Here is a 22,744-nt window from a genome sequence, read left to right as displayed (position 1 = left end):
AAGCACGAAGTCCCCCTCAAGATGAGATTTCCCACTTTTTAAGGTAAGACTCCAAGTAGACCACTTGGTTGATAGGTCCCAGGTATAAGGGTAGCAATATCCTTAGCTAAGGGATACTAATAAGTCGAGGGCTTGACCAATTATCTTACTGTGCAGTATTTTCAAAATTTAAAATTGCCGAAAGGCTATACCTGGTGATTATAGCAAGAGGGTCACACCTGTTCCCATACCGAACACAGAAGTTAAGCCTTTTTAGCTGCCGATGGTACTTGGGTGGTAACGCCCTGGGAGAGTAGGACATCGCCAGATTACATAAAAATAAAAGCTCTATCTCGTAGGTCGAGGTAGGGCTTTTCCTATTCTATAGGAATATTTAATTTAAGAATTGAATAGACTAAGGTATAGTAAAAAATATGGCAAAAAAGATCGCTTAGTTTTCCTTGAAAATTTAGATTTTTATGATATAATGAAAAAGTGTACAAAATAAGTTACAAAAAGGTTACAAAAAACTTATTGGTTTAGATTTAAGCCAATATAGGAAGGAGTTTACTATGGAAGGTCCTAGCAATTCAGAGAACAAAAATGTTTTTCCCACGGAAAAGTTGCAACAGGTGAAGGACCAGTTAAAAAATTTCAGGTCCAAGGGGTTTAAAAACTTTGACTTTAGGGTTAGTATTTTAGCAGTAGCTTTGGTAGTATTGATAGGGTTCATATTGACAATGTATAAGGCGAATGAGGTAAAAACCAGAGCTTTTTCCGTAAAGTTTGGAAATGAAGAGATAGGAATAGTTAGAGAAAAAGAAGAAGCTATAAAAATATTTGATGACATACAAGAAGCTTTAACAAATACATATAATATAGATGTGGTCATAAATGGAAAGTTAGATTTTGAAAATACTCATGCAAAGGACAATGAACTTACTTCGGAAATGAAGATGAAAGAAAATATAAAAGCAAAGATGACTTTTCTTGTAAGTGGTTATGTTTTGTCAGTTGATGGAAAAGATATAGGAGCTTTTAAAACTGAGAAAGAAGCAGAGGATGTATTAGATAAAATAAAAGAGCCTTATGAAAAAATAAATGGAGAAAATCTAAACTTAAAAGAAATAAAATTTTTAGAAGATGTCAAAGTAGTTAAAAAAGAAGTGCCTCTAGCAAATATAAAAAATAGTGAAGAAGTATTTTCTATAATTACAAAGGGAACGGATGAAATAAAAACACATATAGTAGAAGATGGAGAAAACTATTGGACAATAGCAAAGAAATGTAATATGAAAGTAGATGACTTGATTAAAGCCAATCCAGGAAAAGATCCAGAAAAAGTTTTTCCAGGCGATGAAGTTAATCTTATAGTACCAAAGGCACTTATAACGATTGCAACAGTAGAAGAAGTAGAATATGAAGAAGAAATAGCTTGCGAGGAAAAGATTGAATATAACAATTCTATGTATAAAAATGAAAAGAAAGTCAAAAATGAAGGTTCTCCAGGGAAAAGCAAAGTGTTGGCTAAAGTTGAGAAACACAATGGTGTTGAAGTGGGAAGAGAAATAGTTAAGGAAGAAATTGTAACTAAACCAGTAGATCGATTGATAGTTAAAGGAACAAAAGCAATTCCTAAAACTATGGCAACAGGTGCATTTGTTATGCCTACTAGAGGTTCTCTTTCATCTAGATATGGAATGAGATATGGGAGAATGCATAAAGGAATCGATATTGCTGCAAAGACGGGAACTCCAATAAAGGCGGCAGATGGAGGTACCGTTACTTTTTCAGGATATAAAGGTGCTTATGGATATATGGTAGAAATAAATCATGGCAATGGATATGTGACAAGATATGGACACTGTAGTAAATTGGGTGTAAAAAAAGGTGCCAAGGTATATAAAGGTCAAACCATTGCTTATGTTGGTAGTACTGGTCGCACCACTGGACCTCATGTACATTTTGAAGTGATTAAAAATGGGGTACATCAAAATCCAGCTAAATATTTAGGAAGATAATATTACATAAAAAAATAAGAGGAAGAATTCTTCCTCTTATTTTTTTATGACTCATAGTTTGCCCCTATATATTGATATTTGAATATCTATATTTTAGAATCAAGTAAAAATAGTACAATTAAAAGAATAATAATATTTTCAAACAATTCTCCTTCAAACGCATTAGGGCTGGAGAGATTGTTGTTTTTTGAATTGTTATTATTCTCATTAAATAATAATTTTAAATTTAACATTCCAGAACCTTGTTTTTCTGGAGGAGAATTGAGATTTATACATGATTTTAGCAATTTTTCTTTTACCTCATGAGGTTTTAAATCTTTATATTTATTTAGTAAAAGTGCTATACTGCCAGATACTAAAGGTGTTGCCATAGAAGTACCACTTAAAGAAATATATCCGTCTTCTTTTTTGTTGGAAAGAGACATTATATTTACTCCAGGAGTTACTATATCTGGTTTCATAAGGCCATCTTTTGTAGGTCCTCTACTAGAAAAATTGGCTATAGTGTCATCGCTAGGATCTGGAGTTCTCTTATCATCGACAGCACCAACAGTTATGACATTTGGGCTTATACCTGGAGATAAAATTGATTTTTCTGATGGGCCACTATTACCTGCAGCTACTACAACAGTTAAACCACTGTTTGTAGCTTTATTTACAGCTTTGCAAAGTGGATCAGTTTTGCATGGATTGTTGGCTGGACTTCCAAGAGAAAGATTTATTACTTTAGTATTGTATTCATCTTTTGTTTCTAATACCCAAGATATAGCTTTTATAATATCTGATGTATTCCCACTCCCGTTTTCGTCCAAGGCTTTTATAGATAGAATATTTGCCTTAGGAGCAACACCTGAATATTTACCTCTGGAAGAATAGCCATTACCAGCAATGATTCCAGCTACGTGAGTTCCGTGACCATTGTCATCATAAGGAGATGTTTTATTGTTTATAAGGTCTTTAAATCCCACTATTCTATTGTTAGGTTTTGTCAAGTCATTATGAGGGTTAGTTCCTGTATCTATTACAGCTACAGTCACCCCTTCTCCCAAATATCCCATTTCATGGGGGAAACTAGCATCAATAGAAGCTGTAGCAATATCTAATAGGGCAAAAACTTTAGAGTCAAAACTTATATATTCTATATTAGGATTATCAGCAAGTCTATAGATGGCCTCTGTCGTCAAATTACAGGACATGCCTCCAATAAGGGGTAGAGTATATACGTCTTTTGCTGACAAATTAAAAATTAAGCTTTTAAGTTGTGTATAGTCATTGTTTGAACTTTGAACTATTACAGGTAGTTCTTCTCTTGACTGAGAGGAGAGTTTAGCACTTAATATTGGACATATTTTAGAGTTTTGAATTCTTCGCATAATAACAATCACCTTCCTTGTTTTAGTTTATGCAAGGAAAAAGTGAAATGTGCTATATACTTGTTTTATTCACTATCCATTTATTTAGTTCTCCTGCTACAATAGGAATGATACAAAATCTCAATACAATTCCCCAATCCTTTAGACTCAATGCATAAGTTTTAAATATTGGTTGAAGAACTGGAATGTATAGTACAGCCATCAATAGACCGAAAGATATTAGTGTAGCATAAACTAAGTTTTTATTTGTAAAGAATCCTATTTTAAAAAGAGTGTGCTTTTCTGAACGGCTAGAGAAAGCTCTAACGAGTTCTGCCATTATAAGCGTAGTAAAAGCAATAGTTCTTGGCATCAAAAGATTATCCATTCCATAAGTTTTGAGTCCCCAAATATAAGCAAGCATTGTTGCTAATGTTATAGCTAGACTTTGTACAGAAATACCCGTTATCATAGCTTTATCCAGAATGGGTTCCTCTGGATCCCTTGGATGATTATTCATTATATCTGGTTCACCTTTTTCTACTCCCAATGCTAATGCTGGGAAACTATCAGTTATCAGATTTAGCCACAATAGCTGTATAGGGAGTAAAGGTACTGGCAAATTAAACAATATACTTAAAAAGACTATTAGTATTTCTCCTATGTTACAAGAAAGAAGGAAAAAGACAAATTTTCTGATATTGCTATATATTATTCTTCCTTCTTCTACAGCAGATACTATACTTGCAAAATTGTCATCAGTAAGTATTACTTCCGCTGTATTTTTAGCTACATCAGTACCAGTGATTCCCATAGAGACGCCTATGTCTGCCCTTTTTAGTGCTAAAGCATCATTTACTCCATCACCAGTCATAGCAGTTATTTCGCCATTAGCTCTTAGGGCTTCAACTATTCTTACTTTATGTTCAGGGGAAACCCTAGCATATACCTTAGTTGTTTTTACTTTTTCTTTTAGTTCTTCATCTGAAATTCTATTCAATTCTTCTCCAGTCATAGCTTCATCAATACTTTCAGCCATCCCTAATTCTTTTGCTATGGCAAAAGCAGTTTCCTTATAATCTCCTGTAATCATGATAGTGTTTATACCTGCAGTTTTACATTTATCTATTGCATCCATAGCTTCATTTCGTGGTGGATCTATCATTCCTACTAGTCCTACAAATATCACATCATTTTCTATATTGTCAGATGAAATATCATTTGGAATTTTGTCATAAGTTTTATAGCTAAAAGCTAATACCCTCAATGCATCTTTAGAAAAATTGCTATTAGTATTTAAAATATCTTTTCTTATATTATCTGTAAGTGGTTGAACATTTCCATTTAAATAAATACTATTACATCTCTTTAAAACTATATCTGGAGCACCCTTTGTAAAAGATACTATTTTTCCATCTATAAAATTTTTATGGAATGTAGTCATCATTTTTCTATCTGCATCAAAGGGAATTTCCTCTATTCTAGGATATTTTTCATTTAATTCAGATTTGAGTAGATTAGCTTTTTCAGCCAAAGTAATTAAGGCACCTTCTGTAGGATCTCCTACAATTTTATAGATATCATCTTCTTTTTCATATTCTAATGTAGCGTCATTGCAAAGAGCAGCAATAGATAGAAGTAAATTTAAGTTTATATTTTCTGTGGGATTTATTTTTTCATTTGTTATATAAAAATCTCCATTGGGAGCATATCCTTTTCCTGTAACTTCTCCTACATTGTTTCCAGTATAAGTTCTTATTACAGTCATTTCATTTTGGGTTAGGGTACCAGTTTTGTCAGAACATATAGTAGTTGTACAACCCAAAGTTTCTACAGCTAATAGTTTTTTTACAATTGCGTTTCTCTTAACCATTTTGCTCATTCCTAAAGCTAGTACTATGGTGACAATGGCAGGTAATCCTTCAGGAATTGCAGCTACAGCAAGACTTATAGCGATCATGAACATATCTAATATTTCTCTTCCTTGAAGTATACCTATCAGGAATACGAGACCACATATTACTAAACAACCAACTCCTAGATATTTGCCCAATTGATCTAGCTTTTTTTGAAGTGGGGTAGTGTCATCTTCAAAAGTTTGAATCATTTCAGCAATTTTACCTATTTCTGTATGGTTACCAGTTCCCACAACTATACCTTTTCCTCTACCATAGGTGACTACAGTGCTCATATAAGCCATGTTTTTTCTATCACCTAGTGAAACTTCTTCATCAAGAGTAATATTTGCTGATTTTTCAACAGGGACAGATTCTCCAGTTAAAGAAGCTTCTTCAATTTTTAAATTGGAACTTTCAATAAGTCTTAAATCAGAAGGTATAATATCTCCAGCCTCTAACACTACTATATCTCCTGGTACCAGCATATTTGCAGATACAATATTTAAATGTCCATCTCGAATGACTTTGGCATTGGGTGAAGCCATTTTTTTGAGGGCTTCTAGGGCTTTTTCTGCCTTGCCTTCTTGTATGATGCCTAAAGTGGCATTTATAATGACTATAGCTATTATTACAATAGAATCTGTTATTTCACCTACAAGTATAGAAACTATACTTGCACCTATAAGTATCAATACTAAAAAGTCTTTAAACTGAGCTATTATTTTAGAAAAAAGTCCTGCTTTTTCTTTTTCTTCTAATTCGTTTAAACCATATTTTTCTATTCTTTTCTTTGCTTCTTCATTGGAAAGACCTGCATTTTTATCGGAAAACAGTTCATCCAATGTGCTTTCAATATCTTTTCTGTACCACTCCACGTGTTTCTAGCCTCCTTGTTCTATGTTATTGTTAGTATACCACTAAGCAAAGGGGATTAAACAAAAGTGTTAATTAATGGATAGCTGTTGAATGAATATTTGAAAACTGATACAATAGTATAAATAAAAATAAAATAAAAAGACCTTTGTTTAGACTCATAGGTCTAAACAAAGGTCTTGCCTCCTACAAATTAGGACAATTAGCCGGGAAAGTTCCGTCTTGACGACTAATTGTATTGGGCTACTCCCCTTTGATATTAAAGATTATATAGTATTTAGGAAAATATTTCAATAGAATATTTATTAAAGTTCTACATATATAAATATTGAAGGGGGAAAATCTTTGAAAAAATTATTTGTATATACTTCAATTCTGTCTATTATAATACTTTTTGTCATATCTATAGAAGGTTTTTTAAAAATTTCAACTTATTCCATTGTAAAGGACATAGAAAAAAGAAGGATATTAAAAGATACTAGTAAATATAGTAGTTTAAATACCGTTCATTTTCTTATAAAATATAATGATGGAGATGAAAATATTGCAACTATTACAGGAGATGTATTAGAAGAACATTATGATGAAGTATGTAATAAACTTGAGTGCTTTCCAAAAGATAAAAATATTGTTATAATTTATAATAGTGAAGATGATTTTAGGAAGGCATTAAAATTTAAAAATAAGGACTTGCCTTTGGGAGCTTATTATTGTGGGACAATAAATATTCTTTCTCCTTATATGTGGGGTGATGGCATTGAGAATACAGAAGAGATTTATAGAAAGACAGGCCCTCATATTCATGAATTTACTCATCTTTTAGTGGATGAAAAGACAAAAGGGAATTATCCTATGTGGCTTACAGAAGGTATTTCATTATATATGGAGAATACTATTATAGGATTTAGTTGGGATGCAGGAAAAGATGAGACTTCAAATATAGGGATAGAAGAATTAAATGATAATTTTCAAGGTATAAGAGAAGAAGTGGCTTATAGGAAATCTTTTGAAATAGTGAGAGATATCATTGATGAATATGGTTTTACTGGATTCAATTTATTGTTAGATAGCCTTGGTAATGGCAAAAATATCAAAAAGTCAGTTGAGATGTCATTAAAGGTGAAATTTAAAGATATTGACTAAATTGTTAACAAAAATAGGACAAACTATAAATGGAGTGATTTGTTTATGGATAAAAAGATATTAGTAGTTGATGATGAGAAATCTATTGCCGATATATTGAAGTTTAATTTAGAAAAAGAAGGATTTATGGTTGAAGTGGCTTATGATGGTGAAGAAGCTATTGAAAAAGTTTTTAAGACTTCACCAGATTTAGTTTTACTTGATATTATGCTTCCTAAAAAAGATGGTTTTCAAGTTTTGAAGGAAATACGAAAAGAATTAAAAATCCCAGTACTTATGCTTACAGCTAAAGAGGAAGAAGTAGATAAAGTACTGGGTTTGGAATTAGGTGCCGATGACTATGTGACAAAACCTTTTAGTATGAGAGAGCTTATGGCTAGAGTCAAGGCAAATTTAAGACGAGTGGAATTTTCTAATGGTGAGGCAATAAATGGTGAAATAATAGTTTCAGGAGATTTATCTATAGATTTGAACAAATATGAGGTAAAAAAATGTGGAGAGGTAGTAGAGCTTACCCTTAGAGAATTTGAATTGCTGAAATTTCTTGCTTCCAGTGCAGAACAAGTTTTTTCGCGGGAGCAACTGTTAGAAGAAGTATGGGGATATGAATATTATGGGGATATTCGTACAGTGGATGTAACGGTAAGAAGGCTTAGAGAAAAAATAGAAGATGAAAATGGAGAGTATAAATACATACTTACTAAGAGAGGAGTAGGCTACTATTTCGGAAGGGGCTAGTAAAAATGTTCTCAAGCATAAGATGGAAATTTATTATAGTATATTTTTTGTTAGTATTTATAGCCATGGTCATAGTAGGAGTATTCATAGTTGAAAAACTTGAAAATCAACAGTTAAGTCATATAGAAAACACCATGGAACAACATATGGAAACTATAATTAATACTTCTTCGTATATTTCAGAAGATAACTGGAGAAGTGTAGCTAAAGATATTCAAAAGACGATCAATGAATGGAGATTAGATGGAACAGAAACTCTATATGTTATAGACAATGAAGATGTGCCAACCATTATAGCTACTACATCAAAAAATTATGAAAAGATAGTAGGGCAAAATGCACTGGTTTATAAATTTTTAGATCCTTCACTTATTTTGAAAGCCTTTGAAAGTGAAAAAAAGTGTGATGGCATAGTAAAGGATAACAATGAAGATACTACATTGAAACATTTAGCATATCCAGTTGTAGATGAATTTGGTCAAATAAAGGGAATACTTTATATGACAGCAGATTTGAGTGAAATATATGAAAATATAGATGAATCAAAGATAATACTTACAAAAGCTACTTTGCTAGCATTAGCTATAACTGTATTTTTGGGATTTTTAATTGCGAGCAGTATCACAGAACCAATAAGAGATGTAACCATCAAAGCAGAAAAAATGGCCAAGGGTGATTTTGACCAATTTGTTGAAGTTAAATCTAATGATGAAATAGGACAGCTAGCTAGTATGTTTAATTATCTCACATTGAAGTTAAAAGATACTATTAAGGAGATAGATTTAGAGAGAAGTAAATTAGATACGATTTTTAGATATATGGCTGATGGAGTTATAGCTATAGATAGGGAAGGCTACATCATTCATTCAAATCCTATAGCTTCTAATATTTTGGGAATAGATTATGAAAAATTATCTAACCCAAATACAAGAGAAAAAGTTACAATACTTGACAAGGATATAAACTTAAAAAGGTTAAAACAGGAAAATATAGACAATTTAGAAGGTGATGAAACTGTAGAAATAGGCCAATCTGTATATAGAGTAAAATATGCTCCTTTTAAAAATGAAAAAAACAATATAGTAGGGGTAATAATAGTATTCCAAGACATTACAGAACAGCATAAATTAGATAATATGAGGAGAGAATTTGTTGCAAATGTCTCCCATGAATTAAAGACTCCAATTACTACAATTAAGAGCTATACTGAAACTTTAATAGAGAATGAAGATTTGGATGAAGAATTGTCCAATAGATTTTTAATGGTCATAGATGGGGAATGCGATAGAATGGCTAGGATTGTCAGAGACTTATTGCAATTGTCTAATATGGACTATAACAAGACAAAGTGGAAAAAGATTGATATAGATGTAGAAAAATTATTGAGGGAAGCTTGTATGAAATTAGATTTATCTTTTAAAGAGAAAAATCACTCTCTTATTATAGATATGCAAGAAGATCTTCCAAATGTTGTTGGTGATAAAGATGGTATTGAGCAGGTAATACTAAATATATTATCTAATGCAATAAAATATACACCTGAAAATGGAGAAATATATGTTACTGTAAATAGAGTGGAAAATGATGTTGTCATAAATATAAAAGACAATGGAATAGGAATTCCTGAAAAAGATAGAGAAAGAATTTTTGAAAGATTTTATAGAGTGGATAAAGCAAGAAGTCGTGATCTTGGAGGGACAGGATTGGGTCTTTCTATTGCAAAGCAGATAATAGAGGCTCACAATGGAAGAATAGTTTTAAGCAGTGAGTACAATATGGGAACAGAAGTTGACATTGTTCTGCCTATAGGGACTAGGGTGTAATTCATTTTTAACTGGGCTGTAATATGATTGTAATATACTTGTTATATAATAAAAATGATGAAATGTAATTGGATTAAGGAGGCTGGCTAAATGTGGAAGAAATTTATTATTGGAACATTAGTTATAACCACTATTTTCATAAATAGTCCTATTGGATATGCAGCAGGTAATTCTTATGCAAGAAGAAGTGCAAGTGCTAAAACTATTTCTGTACAAGATAACAATAAATATCAAGTTATAAGTCCAGAAGAAAATGTCTTTGCTACACCAGACAAAATTATAGCAATATCAGGCAAAGCTCCAAGAGGAACTACCGTTATTATTGATGCTTATGGAACTACTGATATGACTAGAAGTAATTTCAATTTGGAGAACCTTCCAGGAGAAAAAGACTATATAAAAAGATATAGTGAAACTATAAAGATAGGTAGTTCAGGGCTTTTTTCAAAGCAAATGGAACTTATATTGGGAGTAAATAAGATTGTGATTACTTTTAGAAATGAATCTGATCAAGTAATAGATCAAAAGATAATATATGTATCAGATATATCTCAAGCTAGCAAAGCTGCCAATGATATTGGGAACAAAAAAATATCAGATTTTATGGAATAAAAAATCAATGGTATAAGGAGATGAGCTTTCATGAACAAAGAGGATTTAAAAACACTATTCCTTATACTGTTGGTTTGTATTAGTATTTTTTTGACAAAAAAATTGTGGATTAAAATACCTAGTGAAATGATTCCTGTATTTAAGATCAAAGAAGGAATTGGTAGTTCTTACCTTTTTTCAGATATGCTTATCCCTGATAAAATCCTTTTAAATTTTAGCGATAAAAATCATACACTTCTTTATTCAGATGAAAAATATGGGCTTTGGCCTGGCGGGAAAATGATTTTAAAAAAAGCACTATCTGAGAAGAATTATAAAGTATCACATATGAAAAAAGAGGAATTTTTAAAATATCAAAACAATAAGTCTATAAATTTTTATTTTGCAGAAGAAATGAATACTTATATTTTAGCTAAAGCACTAGATGTTAAAGAGCCAAACAACATTACAGAAAGGATATCTAAAGTAAATAATATATATATATATCTTGAAAAAGGCAATCCATTTATAATTTTTTGCAATGATGATACTTATTTAAAAATATCAGATTTAAACATTCAAACGAGGGCGTTAAGGGAAATTTTAAGTGGAATAGAAGCAGAAGAAGAATATACAAGGTATTATTCTATTAGAGATACATTAGGTAGCAACAATGATATATACATTCCTTTTGAAATGGCTAATGAAATTCCCAGTGTATTTGTTCAAAATGAAATAAGGATAGATAATAGAGACGAAATAAGGATGATTGCAGAGAAATTTTTCAACAAGAATATAGACTATTTACGAGAAATTGTGGAAAATAATGGTTCAACCATATATATATATAATCAAAAGGTTTTAAAAATCCATAAAAATGGTTTGCTTGAATATTTTTCTCCCTTAGACGAGCCTGTTACAGAAAGAAATTTATATATCAGTTTAAATACTGCAGCTGATTTTATCTCTAGTCATTCAGGACCACCAAGGGAAATGTATTTGGATAAAATTGAAGAAATAAGATCAGATAACAATTTAGGATATAAATTTACTTTTAAATATAGAATAAGAGGGATTCCCCTTATTTTAGGCAGTGATGAGGTAGAAGATTTTATACAAATAGAGGTTTTCAATAAATATGTAAAAGTATATAAGAGATTTGTCAGAAAAGATATGCATGTACCTATATATAAAGAAGCAATTGAACAAGAAAATATGTTATCAGCATTTGAAGTCATTGATATGAATTTTGATTTACTTGAAGAAAGATATGTAGAAGATATGGGCATAACTGAAGATGTAAGGATAGAAGATTTAAATGAGAAGATAATGGAATCTATTGAAGATATTTCTTTGGCATATTTTGATCCATGTAAAAAAGAGAGTAATGAAAAATTGATAGGAGTATGGGCTATAAACATAAAAGGAAGGATTTATGTTTTTGATGTCTATACTGGAAAATTGATATATGAAAAAGGGAAAGTATAGGGAGAGTGTGTGGATGGTGAATATAAATGGACTGGTCAAAAGCAAAAACTATTTTAATAATAGCCTTTATTGTAACTAATTTGCTTTTAGCCCATGTGCTTTTTGACAATGAAAACATAGATGAGCCTACGATTAAAGAAGGTTTTATAGAAAATGCAGTTGGTCTTCTTCAATCGAAAAACATTAAAGTAAATTGTAAAATACCAAATACGCAACCTTCCTTGAGTATGATGAATGTTGAATATGAAAAAAAGGCATAGATGAAATAAATAACAATTTTTTTGGAGGAAAGACTATTGGCGTTGAGCAAGAAGAGGGAAAGGTAGAATTTCAAATAAATAAAGAGAAAGTTACCCTTCTTGATGGGAAAACTCTAATATATGAAAACAGTGATGATAAAGAAAAATATGCTAAATTAGATAAAGAAAAGGCTATTTCTATTGCAGAGGATTTTTTAAAGGAAAAAAGGTTTTCTATGGATGATATGAAACTTAGTTTTATAAAAAATGACAATGGCATATATTATTTAGAATATACTAAAATATATGAGGGATTGTATGTAGAAAAAACTTATACAAAATTTGAGATAGATAAATGTGGAGTTAAAAGATTTGAACGCTTTTGGTTAAATACCAAAGAAATTGGTGAAAATCAAATATACATAAGTACGGCACCAAAAGCCATATTGGGTCTTTTAACAATGGAAGAAGCTTATGGGAAAACTATTGAAGATATTTCATTGTGCTATTATTTTGATCCCTCAAGGCATGAAGATATAAATGACCCTAAAAAAACAAGAGAAGGTAAAGCTATACCAGCTTGGAGAATACAATTTGATGATGGAAGTAAAATATTATTAGATGAATACTAATTAGAAGAATCATGGATTCTTCTTTTTTCTTTTTAATATAGATTATATTTACATTTAGCGGTATAATGTTATTGATAACTACTGATTCCTCCATTAGAAAGAGAGGTTTAACAATGGATAAAATAATAATTGAAGGTGGAAATAAATTAATTGGAGAAGTTAATATAAGTGGATTTAAAAATGCAGCTCTTCCTATAATTATAGGAACGGTTCTTTCAGGTGACAAATGTAGAATAGAAAATTTACCTATGATAAGTGATGTCTCAAACCTAACAAAAATAATGGGAATGCTTGGTGCAGACGTGAAACTTGATAGAAATGGTATATTAGATATAGATACAAATAATATTGAAAAATGTGTACTTATAGATGAAATAACTAGGAAAATGAGAGCTTCCTATTACCTTTTAGGAGCAGGGCTTAGTAGATTTAAAGAAGTTGAAGTATTATATCCAGGAGGCTGCGATATAGGGGTAAGACCTATAGATCAACATATAAAGGGATTTGAGGCTCTTGGTGCAAAAGTGGAGATAGACCATGGAGTAATAAAATGTAGTGCAGAAAAACTTGTAGGAAGTAAAATATATCTAGATGTAGTCAGTGTAGGAGCCACTATAAATATTATGATGGCAGCTACAATGGCAGAGGGAACTACTATTATTGAAAATGCGGCTAAAGAACCTCATATAGTAGATGTGGCGAATTTCATAAATACTATGGGAGGAGATATAAGAGGAGCAGGGACAGATGTCATAAAGATAAATGGAGTAGAAAAGCTCCATGGCTGTAATTATTCTGTTATACCAGATCAAATAGAGGCTGGCACTTATATGATAATGGCTGCAGGTACGAAAGGGAATTTGCTTATTAAAAATGTCATACCAGTGCATCTAGAGCCAGTGACAGCGAAACTTAGAGAAGTGGGTGTAGAAGTCATAGAATATGGTGATAGTATACAAATCGATGGGGATTTTGATTTAAAAAATGTAAATATAAAAACTCTTCCTTATCCAGGATTTCCAACAGATTTGCAGCAGCCTATGACTGCTCTTTTAAGTACAGTAAAAGGGACTAGTATTGTCACTGAAACTGTTTCTGAAAGTAGATTTAAATATATAGATGAATTAAAGAGGATGGGTGCTGACATTAGCGTAGATGGCAGTACAGCTATTGTTAAAGGTGTAGATAAGCTTATGGGAGCAGAAGTTAGGGCTACTGACTTGAGAGCAGGAGCAGCACTTGTTGTGGCAGGGCTTATGGCAGAAGGTACAACAGCTATAGGAGAAATTCAACATATAGAAAGAGGATATGAAGATTTAGTATTTAAATTAAAGAAAATAGGAGCTAATGTGAAAAAAGTATAGCAATATTGGAGGAAAAATAATGGGATTTAAATTTTGTTCCCTTTCAAGTGGGAGCAGTGGAAATTGTCAATATATAGAAACAGATAATATAAGGATTTTAATAGACGCAGGGATGAGTGGCAAAAAAATAGAAGAGTTGTTGAGTGATATAGATGTACTTCCAAATACCATTGATGCTATATTAGTCACTCATGAACATATAGATCACACCAAAGGAGTTGGTGTATTGTCAAGGAGATATGATATACCCATTTTGGCCAATGAAGGCACTTGGTCTGGCATGGGAAAGACTATAGGAAATATAAAAGAATACAATATAAAAACGTTTAATACAGGAAAAGAATTTGAACTTAAGGATTTGGGAATACTTCCTTTTAATATTTCTCATGATGCATATGAACCTGTAGGATATGCTATATATTATAAAAATAAAAAAATAAGTATTATAACTGATACAGGATGGGTAAATGAAGATATGAAGGAATATATTAAAGGATCCTCTCTTTACTTGATAGAGTCAAATCATGATTTAGAGATGCTGAAAGTTGGCAAGTATCCTTGGCCTCTTAAAAAAAGAATAATGGGAGAAAAAGGGCATCTTTCAAATGATGATGCAGGAAAAATCATTTCAGAAATTGTTTCAGGAAATGGAGAAATAGCTTTGTTAGGTCATTTAAGTCAAGAAAACAACTTTCCACTTTTAGCATACAAAACTGTAAAAAACATATTAGAAGACTCAGGAATAGATGTACATACTGATATAACTTTAGATCTTACACATAGAGACAAAGTATCTAAAGTATATAATTTTTAATTGCAGGAGGGACTAATATGGATGATAGAAAACCTGATGTAAGTTATTATGTGGATAGGCCAATAGTTGAAAGAAAGCCTCCTAAAAAAAGAGGAAGTTTCTTTTCTTACTTTATAGTAGCTTTAATTGCTGCAATAATAGGAGGGCTTATCACATCTTATGTTGCACCAAATTATTTATATGGCAAAGTACTTCCAATGCCTAAAATTTATTCTAGTCAAGGATCAATTACTAAACAAGAAATAAAGATTACTCCTAAAGATGATGTGACTGCTGTGACTGCTGTAGCAAAAAAATCAGTTAGTTCAGTAGTTGGGATCACTACAGTAGAAGTAGTGAAGGAATTCATATGGGAAAGAGAAGTAGAAGGAGTTGGTTCTGGAGTCATTGTAGATAGCAATGGATATATTTTGACTAATTCTCATGTAATAGGTGATGGAAATGCAAGAAAGATCACAGTGCTATTTGAAAATGGAGATAAAAAGGTTGGAAAAGTTCTTTGGTTTGACCCGGCACTAGATCTAGCAGTAGTCAAAGTAGATGCAACAGGACTTCCTGCTGCAGACTTGGGAAATTCAGATATGCTGGAAGTGGGGCAACTTGCAGTGGCTATTGGTAATCCTCTAGGATTAGATTTCCAGCGAACTGTTACATCAGGTGTCGTAAGTGGACTTCATAGGACCATAAGAGTAGATCGTTACAATATAATAGAGGATTTGATTCAAACAGATGCCTCTATTAACCCAGGGAATAGTGGAGGACCACTTTTAAATGCGAATGGAGAAGTAATAGGAATAAATACTGCAAAGATTCAAACAGGAGAAGGTCTTGGATTTTCTATACCAATAAATGTAGCAAAACCAATTCTGCAAGAAGTTATAAAAAAAGGAGATTTCAAAACAGTATATATAGGCATTACAGGAGTAGAAGTAGATAAATATGAAAGACAATTGGGAGTAGATTTAAATGTAGATGAAGGTGTAATAATCATTGAAATAATGCCAAACTCACCAGCAGATAAGGCAGGACTTAGCACAGGAGATATTATAGTTAAATTAGATGAAAATAAGGTTGAAAGCATGAATCAGTTGAAGAAAATGTTGTATAAATATAAAAAAGGCAACAATGCTACTTTAACTATAATTAGAAATGGGCGAGAAGAAAAAGTAGATATACGATTTGAATAATAATTTGTTTTAAAATTAGAGGCTTGACAAAATGTCAGGCCTTTAAAAATACTTTTTTTGTATATACTAATAGTAAAATATAAAATGGAGATGATGAGAATGTATGTTGTCTGCAATGAACATTTAGAAAATGCCATAGAAGATTTTGTTGAAATATACGAGCAATCACCGGATATATATGAACTTGACAAGACAAGTTTTACTGACTGGACAAGTCCCCATACATGTGATTATTGCGATAAAGTTCCCAAATATTTAGTAGTGTAATCATTGCAATTTATCTATTTATCACTGTAAGTTGTTAAAAAAAACGAAAAACTGAGCTCATTATGTTTGCTATATGAACATCAGGGTATGTATAAAATAGATAATAAAATGTATAGTGAAAGAAGGTGACAATGTGGAAACTGCAGCTAGCATTTTTGGTTGGTGTAGTTTGGTTGTATACTTTCTAGCATTTTTAAACATCTATTACACTAGCTATTACGAGAAAGATGGAGAAAACAAAGAGCCAAATGGTTTTGCTAAATTTATTGACAAAGGCTTCAAAACATTTGCAATAGTAGCAATTATCACTATTGTACTACATTTTATCTATATAATGAATTATACATCAATTAGTTGGGTAGGTATTTCAGCAGGAATATTGGCAATAATAGGACTAATTATAGGCCTTGCAAATGAAGGTGAAGGAAAGAAATTTGAAGAAAGTACTTTTAAAACATATCAAGTATTTAATTATTTAGCAATCATAATGGCAATTATTCATCTATTTGTAAAGGCATAAAGTTTGAAAGCATGGTAGTTTATCTATCATGCTTTTTCTTTGTGTATTATTTTTTCTCTTCTTTTGCTATAATAATATATAAGCTCAGAAAATCAGGTATTTAGGAGGAAAGATATGAGATTACTTTTGGTTAATGACGATGGAATAAATGCAGAGGGAATACAGACTTTAGCAAGATATTTAGAGAAAGATCATCATGTGACAATAGTGGCACCAGACAATCAAATGAGTGCTACTAGTCATTCAATTACTTTGACGAAACCTATAATAGTTAAGAAGAAGAATCTTCAGGGAATAAAATCTGAAGCTTATAGTGTGTCAGGTACTCCAGCAGATTGTGTGAGAGTTGCATTGGATAAAATATTGGAAGAGCCTGTTGATTTAGTTGTATCAGGTATAAATATGGGTACCAATTTAGGTATGGATATTTTGTATTCTGGAACTGTTTCAGCAGCAATAGAAGCAAATATATATGATATACCGTCTATTGCAGTTTCAGCTGAGATGAATGATGGAAAGGCATGCTATGAAATTGGGGCTAAATATTTGAAATACATATTGCAAACTGTCAATGACAGATTTTTGAATAGCAAAACTGTGCTCAATATAAATACCCCTTGTGTTGATGAAAGAAATATAAAAGGTATCAAAGTTTGCAGAATTGGTGGAATGATTTATGATTATTATTTTATGGAAGAAGGCAATGAAGAAGAAATGTCTCTAGTAGTTAGCGGTAGAAGAAAGGATGAATTAGAAAAGGGTACGGATAGATATTATTTAAAAAAAGGATATGTAACAGTCACACCTCTTCAATATGATTTTACAAATTTCAAATTGATAGAAGAAGTAGAAAGTTGGCTTAAAAAATCATGAATATAAGAATAGTAGCAGTAGGAAAACTTAAGGAAAAATTTATACAAGAAGGAATAAAAGAATATTCAAAGAGATTATCTAGATATTGCAATCTAGAAATAATAGAAGTAATAGATGAAAAAGCACCAGAAAATTTGAGCGAAAAAGAAATAAATATAATCAAGGGAAAAGAAGGACAAAGAATTCTTTCCAAGCTTCCAACTAATACCTATGTGATTTCCCTTGCTATAGATGGAAAGAACTTATCTAGTGAAGACTTTTCAAGAAAAATAGACAATCTAGCTTTAGAAGGAAAGGGAGATCTAACTTTTATAATTGGAGGCTCCCTTGGTTTGTCAGCTGAAGTATTAGATAGAAGTGATTTCAAACTTTCCTTCTCAAAGATGACCTTTCCCCATCAACTCATGAGACTCATACTTCTTGAACAGATATATAGAGGATTTAAGATAAGCAAAGGTGAACCGTATCATAAGTAGGACAAGCCTTATTGATTATAAATTAGGATTTAGGGGTTACCACGGACCATAAGGAAATGGTATAATGTGTATAATTGGAACAATGTGTCGTACAACGGGCGACCACAGGTCGCCCCTACAATATTGGTTTTATCATATGTAGGGGATGGCTTTGCCGTCCCGCACCTATTACACATTATTTATATTATGTTCAACGTATAGCAAACTTTTATTAATGGGGTATAATAAATATATAACATACCATTTAAGGGATAGTGATAAGATGGATATTATTAAAAAGTGTAAAGATATTTTAATGAAATATGAAGATGTTGTCTTCTCCTATATCTTTGGTTCGTATGCTCAAAATAGGATAAGAGAAAATAGCGACATAGATATTGCCATATATTTGAAGGAAAATATAGATATAGATACATATCTTGAAATTAAAATGAATTTATCAGAAGTTCTTAAAAGGGAAGTTGATTTAGTAATATTAAATAATGCACCTCCTCTATTAAAATATGAAATCTATAAAAATAATATATTGCTTTTTAGTCGTGATAAAACTTTGGAAAGTAAATATAAAGTAAAAACCTTGTTTGAATATAGTGATATAAAAAGGTACCTAAACTTATCTTATGATAAAACTATAGAAAGATTGAAAAAAGAGGTGGAGTCTAATGGTTAATATTGAAGTGATTAAACAAAGGTTAAACCAATTATCAACTTCTATAAATAAAATAGAAAGGTTTAAGGAAATATCTCTGGAAGAATTTTTAAAAGACGATATTATACAAGATGTGGTAGAATATAATTTGTTTATAGCAATAAACATGATGATTGATATAGCAACTCATATTGTGGTAGATAATAATATGGGCAATCCAGAAACATTAGGTGAAGCATTTAACATCTTAAATAAGGAGAAATATTTAAACGATGAGGAAACGAAAGTTTATAAGAATATGGTAGGCCTTAGAAATATATTGTCTCACGAATATATAAACATAGATAAAAAAATAATATATAGTATTTTAAAAAATAATTTAATTGAGATAAAGAAATTTGTTATTTTTGTTAGCGATAATTTTATTTAAGGATTAATATATAGGCATTATAAAAGCAGTAGGTTTATTGTAGTTAATCTACTGCTTTATTTATATATTTATTACTTTAATCTTAATTCTCATTATATTTTGATTGATAAATAAATTTTGCTAGTAGAACTGATACGGTGAACTGTATCATAAATAGGACAAGCTATGGGCTATAGGATAATATTTAAGGGATTATCATTAATTAGGATTAAATGATATAATGCATATAAGTATTTATGACATAGGGATAATATTAAGATGGATGGTGGTTATATGGATGAATTACCACGAAGAGAGAATATTAGATTAAAAAATTATGATTATTCGCAAGCAGGATATTATTTTATAACTATATGTAGCAAGGATAAGAAAAGTCTATTTTGGGAAGTAGGGGGGACCTGTGGTCGCCAGTTTGAAATATCACCATTATCAAATATAGGAGAAATTATTGATTTAGAAATAAATAAAATTAATTCTATTTATGAAAATGTTGAAATCAACAAATATGTTATTATGCCCAATCATATACATATGATTATTATATTATATAATGGAAACGGACGGTCAAAGACCGTCCCTACAATATCTCGTATTATCCAGCAATTTAAAGGTTCTATCTCTAAACAGATTGGTTTTTCATTATGGCAAAAATCATTCTATGACCATATAATCAGAAATGAACAAGAATACCAAGAAATATGGAATTACATAGAAACAAATCCATTGAAATGGGAAGATGATAAATATTATATTTAATGGCGCATTCTTCATATTATATATATTATTAGATTTAAGGAGGTGTAGCATATGAATCATATATCAAGAAAAGATATTAATCTCGGTCTGATTTTTGTTATTTTATTTTCTATATCAATAGTTGGTGGTTTTATAAAATGGCCTTTATTTATATTTGCTGGTGTTTTTCTATTTTCCTATATTGTATTAGATAGAAAAAGGTTAAGATGCCCAAATTGTGGAGCATATGAAAATCTTGATAGGTTGATATATGCCAAGAATCATGTACATCATTGTAGACGTTGTGGTGAAAGAATTAAAATATTATGATTGAATTTAATTAAGGTTGATTTTGTTTTGTACATCTACTACCAAATAAGTTTTGCTAGTAGAACTGATACAGTGAACCATACCATAAGTAGGACAAGCTATGTTATTGTATAAATATTTAGGAGATTATTAAAAGTTAAATAAAAGTATAAGGAGAACCCAATAGTGAAAAATAATATTAAAGCATTAGTATTACATTTAATTATTGTAATAGTATCTTCTATTTTATTGATAATCTTTGTTGCCACTGGACCTTTATTTGGTAAGTATACAACCAATATAGTATGTAGGTTGTTTTTAACGATATTATTAATAATTTTTTATATTTACATGGGTACATTTTTAGATATTAGTAAAGATAAAAAATATGATTTTTTTGTTGGTAGTACTATTGTCGTTATTGGAATTGGATTATGGATATATACATTTTCAATAACTGGTAAAAATTTATTAGAGGTACCTAGAGAGCTAAGTGAATATTGGATATTATTTAATATTTATCATGCTCCATTTACAATGATTGATTTCCTTTTGGGCATACCCCTAATACCATTATTAGCACTATTTCAAAATTTGTTACCATCTTTTCTTATGGGATGCGGTTTAAGATATAAAAGATTAAAAATGAAAGAAAAGTCTGTAAGAGATTCTGTTGATGGCGAGTTCATCAAATAAAGAGAGAGGTGTAAAGGGAAAATGAAACTATTAAAGCCAATGATGAAAGAATAATTTGATAGAATATAAACCATGAAAAAATAGAAGATTGTTTTGAAAATATACTCATGGGAGTTTAGATGTTTATGACCATTGTTTAATTGTTGAAGAAGCGGATGAATTACTATGCTCTTTTGAAGGGTATAACCTTAATATGAGGATAGATTTGTAGAATTTATGGAAGCCATTTATGAAATCAATAAAAGTCAACCAGTGGTTGTAGAATTTTATATAAATGGATTGAGTACATATAAAGATATAGCAGAAAAATGTGAACTTAATAATTATCTTGAGTGATTGTTGTTTATCTCTAAAGAAGGTTTTGAAGATGTTAATGATAATATAGTTTTTGAAAATGAATATTAATATGCAATTATATACAGAAAATTATGATATAATAATGTTATTATATTATTATAGGGTGATAAGTGTGGAATTAAAGAAACAATTAGAAGATAAAATTTTAGATATGGAAAAGGTTGCTATAGCTTTTGATATTGAACCTTTCGACATATATTTTTTAGGAGGAGCTGCCTGTATATTAGGGGAATATACAGAAAGAGCCACAAGGGATTTTGATTTTATAGATTTAAATTATCCCTCCAAATTAGGGAGGATTTTTGTACAATTAAGGGATTTTGATATGTTAGAATATGAAAGTACTATAATATCACCTAAATATAAGGAAAGAGCTATAAGGCTAAACAAATTTAAATATTTAAATGTGTATTTATTGTCCCCTGAAGATATAATTGTAAGCAAAATAATCAGGCTAGAACAAAAAGACATAGAGGATATGGATGAACTTATAGATATAGCTGATAAAGAATTAATAAATCAAATTATAAATGAGGTATTATTGAGAGATGATTTATATGAATCTAAAAAAAATCAATTTATAAAAAGATTACCACAGTTTAGGGAGAGATACTATGTATAGAATAGTATGTGAAAGTTATGAAAACTATAAAAGTGATTTTTTACCCAATAATACTGATGCCTATAGATATAAAATTACTAAACCCCTAGAATTGATAGTAGACTTATCTTTATATGAAGAGGAAAAAAACAATAATACTATTAATTATCAGAAGTTGGAGGATTTTATATATTTATTAAAGAAGAATATTCAAGAATATCCTAATTTTAAATCATTTTTATGGAGCTTGGAATCAAGAGATATTTATGGTAGGGATTATGGTGTACTAAGTGAAGAAGAATTTTCTGAATTACAAAAGATTGTAAATATGTTTTTGAAATTGTCATATTGGGGATAAGATAAAATATTGAAATAAGAGCATTAGGTTCCATTTAATAAAACCTAATGCTTTAATTTTATTAATCTATATTAAGTATTAAATACATCCCATTCATTTTGCCAGTAGAACTGATTACCACAGGTCGCCCCTACAATATTGGTTTTATCATATGTAGGGGATGGCTTTGCCATCCCGCACCTATTACACATAATTATTATTATATGTAATAGACAATATGATACAATATGGTGAGTTGTTTCTTTAGCAAAGTACCTCCATTAAGGCAAAGGAGGTGAAAACTTGAGGAGCTTACTGGGGAAAATGAAACAAAAAGTTAAAGAATGTGTCG

General features: G+C 30.6%; 24 protein-coding genes and 2 rRNA genes. 24 read left to right on the top strand and 2 right to left on the bottom strand.

What is annotated here, in order from left to right; genetic code table 11:
* The 3 genes from BUA21_RS12390 to BUA21_RS15245 form a co-directional block, all read left to right on the top strand.
* Positions 1-140, top strand: a 23S ribosomal RNA gene (locus BUA21_RS12390); the annotation flags it as partial.
* Between the two features lie 50 nt (positions 141-190).
* Positions 191-309 (top strand): 5S ribosomal RNA (gene rrf, locus BUA21_RS12385).
* Between the two features lie 242 nt (positions 310-551).
* A complete protein-coding gene (locus tag BUA21_RS15245; RefSeq protein ID WP_072745148.1) occupies positions 552-2,000 on the top strand; it encodes a peptidoglycan DD-metalloendopeptidase family protein in 1,449 nt (482 codons plus the stop codon).
* Between the two features lie 86 nt (positions 2,001-2,086).
* On the opposite strand, the gene BUA21_RS12375 is transcribed toward BUA21_RS15245, so the two are convergent.
* Positions 2,087-3,373, bottom strand: coding sequence for a S8 family peptidase (locus tag BUA21_RS12375; RefSeq protein WP_072745147.1), 1,287 nt, complete (start codon positions 3,371-3,373; stop codon positions 2,087-2,089).
* Between the two features lie 52 nt (positions 3,374-3,425).
* On the bottom strand, positions 3,426-6,125 hold the full coding sequence (locus BUA21_RS12370; RefSeq protein WP_072745146.1) for a calcium-transporting P-type ATPase, PMR1-type: 2,700 nt from the start codon (positions 6,123-6,125) through the stop codon (positions 3,426-3,428).
* 343 nt (positions 6,126-6,468) lie between these two features.
* Here BUA21_RS12370 and BUA21_RS12365 point away from each other — a divergent pair, with 343 nt between their 5' ends.
* The 21 genes from BUA21_RS12365 to BUA21_RS12265 all read left to right on the top strand — a co-directional run bounded on the left by BUA21_RS12365 (position 6,469) and on the right by BUA21_RS12265 (position 22,413).
* Positions 6,469-7,266, top strand: coding sequence for a peptidase MA family metallohydrolase (locus BUA21_RS12365; RefSeq protein ID WP_072745145.1), 798 nt, complete (start codon positions 6,469-6,471; stop codon positions 7,264-7,266).
* Positions 7,267-7,311: 45 nt separating this feature from the next.
* Positions 7,312-8,004, top strand: coding sequence for a response regulator YycF (yycF, locus tag BUA21_RS12360; RefSeq protein ID WP_072745144.1), 693 nt, complete (start codon positions 7,312-7,314; stop codon positions 8,002-8,004).
* A gap of 5 nt (positions 8,005-8,009) precedes the next feature.
* Positions 8,010-9,827 (top strand): sensor histidine kinase, encoded by a 1,818-nt coding sequence (locus tag BUA21_RS12355; RefSeq protein ID WP_072745143.1) that lies wholly within the window; start codon positions 8,010-8,012, stop codon positions 9,825-9,827.
* Between the two features lie 90 nt (positions 9,828-9,917).
* Positions 9,918-10,439: a hypothetical protein gene (locus BUA21_RS12350; RefSeq protein ID WP_072745142.1), complete on the top strand. Its 522-nt coding sequence runs from the start codon at positions 9,918-9,920 to the stop codon at positions 10,437-10,439.
* Positions 10,440-10,469: 30 nt separating this feature from the next.
* Positions 10,470-11,906 carry a YycH family regulatory protein gene (locus BUA21_RS12345; protein WP_072745141.1) on the top strand — a complete coding sequence of 479 codons (1,437 nt, stop codon included), beginning with the start codon at positions 10,470-10,472 and terminating at the stop codon, positions 11,904-11,906.
* Between the two features lie 26 nt (positions 11,907-11,932).
* Entirely contained in the window at positions 11,933-12,166 is a 234-nt protein-coding gene (locus BUA21_RS12340; RefSeq protein WP_072745140.1) for a two-component system regulatory protein YycI, read from the top strand.
* On the top strand, positions 12,163-12,777 hold the full coding sequence (locus tag BUA21_RS15300; RefSeq protein WP_327198061.1) for a YcdB/YcdC domain-containing protein: 615 nt from the start codon (positions 12,163-12,165) through the stop codon (positions 12,775-12,777). The genes BUA21_RS12340 and BUA21_RS15300 overlap by 4 nt, the downstream gene beginning before the upstream one ends.
* A gap of 113 nt (positions 12,778-12,890) precedes the next feature.
* On the top strand, positions 12,891-14,141 hold the full coding sequence (locus BUA21_RS12330) for a UDP-N-acetylglucosamine 1-carboxyvinyltransferase (RefSeq protein WP_072745138.1): 1,251 nt from the start codon (positions 12,891-12,893) through the stop codon (positions 14,139-14,141).
* A 19-nt stretch (positions 14,142-14,160) separates the two neighbouring features.
* A complete protein-coding gene (locus BUA21_RS12325) occupies positions 14,161-14,955 on the top strand; it encodes an MBL fold metallo-hydrolase (protein ID WP_072745137.1) in 795 nt (264 codons plus the stop codon).
* 17 nt (positions 14,956-14,972) lie between these two features.
* Positions 14,973-16,142 (top strand): serine protease HtrA, encoded by a 1,170-nt coding sequence (htrA, locus tag BUA21_RS12320; RefSeq protein ID WP_084604294.1) that lies wholly within the window; start codon positions 14,973-14,975, stop codon positions 16,140-16,142.
* 84 nt (positions 16,143-16,226) lie between these two features.
* Positions 16,227-16,409, top strand: coding sequence for a CxxH/CxxC protein (locus tag BUA21_RS12315; protein WP_234973718.1), 183 nt, complete (start codon positions 16,227-16,229; stop codon positions 16,407-16,409).
* A 115-nt stretch (positions 16,410-16,524) separates the two neighbouring features.
* Positions 16,525-16,929 carry a hypothetical protein gene (locus tag BUA21_RS12310; protein ID WP_143147167.1) on the top strand — a complete coding sequence of 135 codons (405 nt, stop codon included), beginning with the start codon at positions 16,525-16,527 and terminating at the stop codon, positions 16,927-16,929.
* Positions 16,930-17,043: 114 nt separating this feature from the next.
* Positions 17,044-17,802 (top strand): 5'/3'-nucleotidase SurE, encoded by a 759-nt coding sequence (gene surE / locus BUA21_RS12305; protein ID WP_072745134.1) that lies wholly within the window; start codon positions 17,044-17,046, stop codon positions 17,800-17,802.
* Positions 17,799-18,278: a 23S rRNA (pseudouridine(1915)-N(3))-methyltransferase RlmH gene (gene rlmH / locus BUA21_RS12300; RefSeq protein ID WP_072745133.1), complete on the top strand. Its 480-nt coding sequence runs from the start codon at positions 17,799-17,801 to the stop codon at positions 18,276-18,278. Before surE ends, rlmH begins: the two co-directional genes overlap by 4 nt.
* A gap of 262 nt (positions 18,279-18,540) precedes the next feature.
* Complete coding sequence (gene mntA, locus BUA21_RS12295; RefSeq protein ID WP_072745132.1) at positions 18,541-18,948, top strand: type VII toxin-antitoxin system MntA family adenylyltransferase antitoxin; 408 nt, start codon at positions 18,541-18,543, stop codon at positions 18,946-18,948.
* Positions 18,941-19,357: a type VII toxin-antitoxin system HepT family RNase toxin gene (gene hepT, locus BUA21_RS12290; protein ID WP_072745131.1), complete on the top strand. Its 417-nt coding sequence runs from the start codon at positions 18,941-18,943 to the stop codon at positions 19,355-19,357. Before mntA ends, hepT begins: the two co-directional genes overlap by 8 nt.
* A 273-nt stretch (positions 19,358-19,630) precedes the next feature.
* The gene (locus BUA21_RS12285) at positions 19,631-20,113 is read left to right on the top strand and encodes a transposase (RefSeq protein ID WP_072745152.1); all 483 of its coding nucleotides are present in this window, start codon (positions 19,631-19,633) and stop codon (positions 20,111-20,113) included.
* A gap of 51 nt (positions 20,114-20,164) precedes the next feature.
* Complete coding sequence (locus tag BUA21_RS12280; protein WP_072745130.1) at positions 20,165-20,422, top strand: hypothetical protein; 258 nt, start codon at positions 20,165-20,167, stop codon at positions 20,420-20,422.
* Positions 20,423-20,587: 165 nt separating this feature from the next.
* Positions 20,588-21,097 (top strand): hypothetical protein, encoded by a 510-nt coding sequence (locus BUA21_RS12275; RefSeq protein WP_072745129.1) that lies wholly within the window; start codon positions 20,588-20,590, stop codon positions 21,095-21,097.
* 469 nt (positions 21,098-21,566) lie between these two features.
* Positions 21,567-22,076, top strand: a complete 510-nt coding sequence (locus BUA21_RS12270) for a DUF6036 family nucleotidyltransferase (protein ID WP_084604293.1) — start codon at positions 21,567-21,569, stop codon at positions 22,074-22,076.
* The gene (locus BUA21_RS12265) at positions 22,069-22,413 is read left to right on the top strand and encodes a hypothetical protein (RefSeq protein ID WP_072745128.1); all 345 of its coding nucleotides are present in this window, start codon (positions 22,069-22,071) and stop codon (positions 22,411-22,413) included. The genes BUA21_RS12270 and BUA21_RS12265 overlap by 8 nt, the downstream gene beginning before the upstream one ends.
* The last annotated feature ends 331 nt before the right edge of the window (positions 22,414-22,744 follow it).

Source organism: Sporanaerobacter acetigenes DSM 13106, assembly GCF_900130025.1.
In the GTDB taxonomy this organism is placed as follows: Bacteria; Bacillota; Clostridia; order Tissierellales; family Sporanaerobacteraceae; genus Sporanaerobacter; species Sporanaerobacter acetigenes.
Note: the sequence above shows the minus strand (reverse complement) of the source record. Positions and strands in the feature narration are given on the sequence as shown.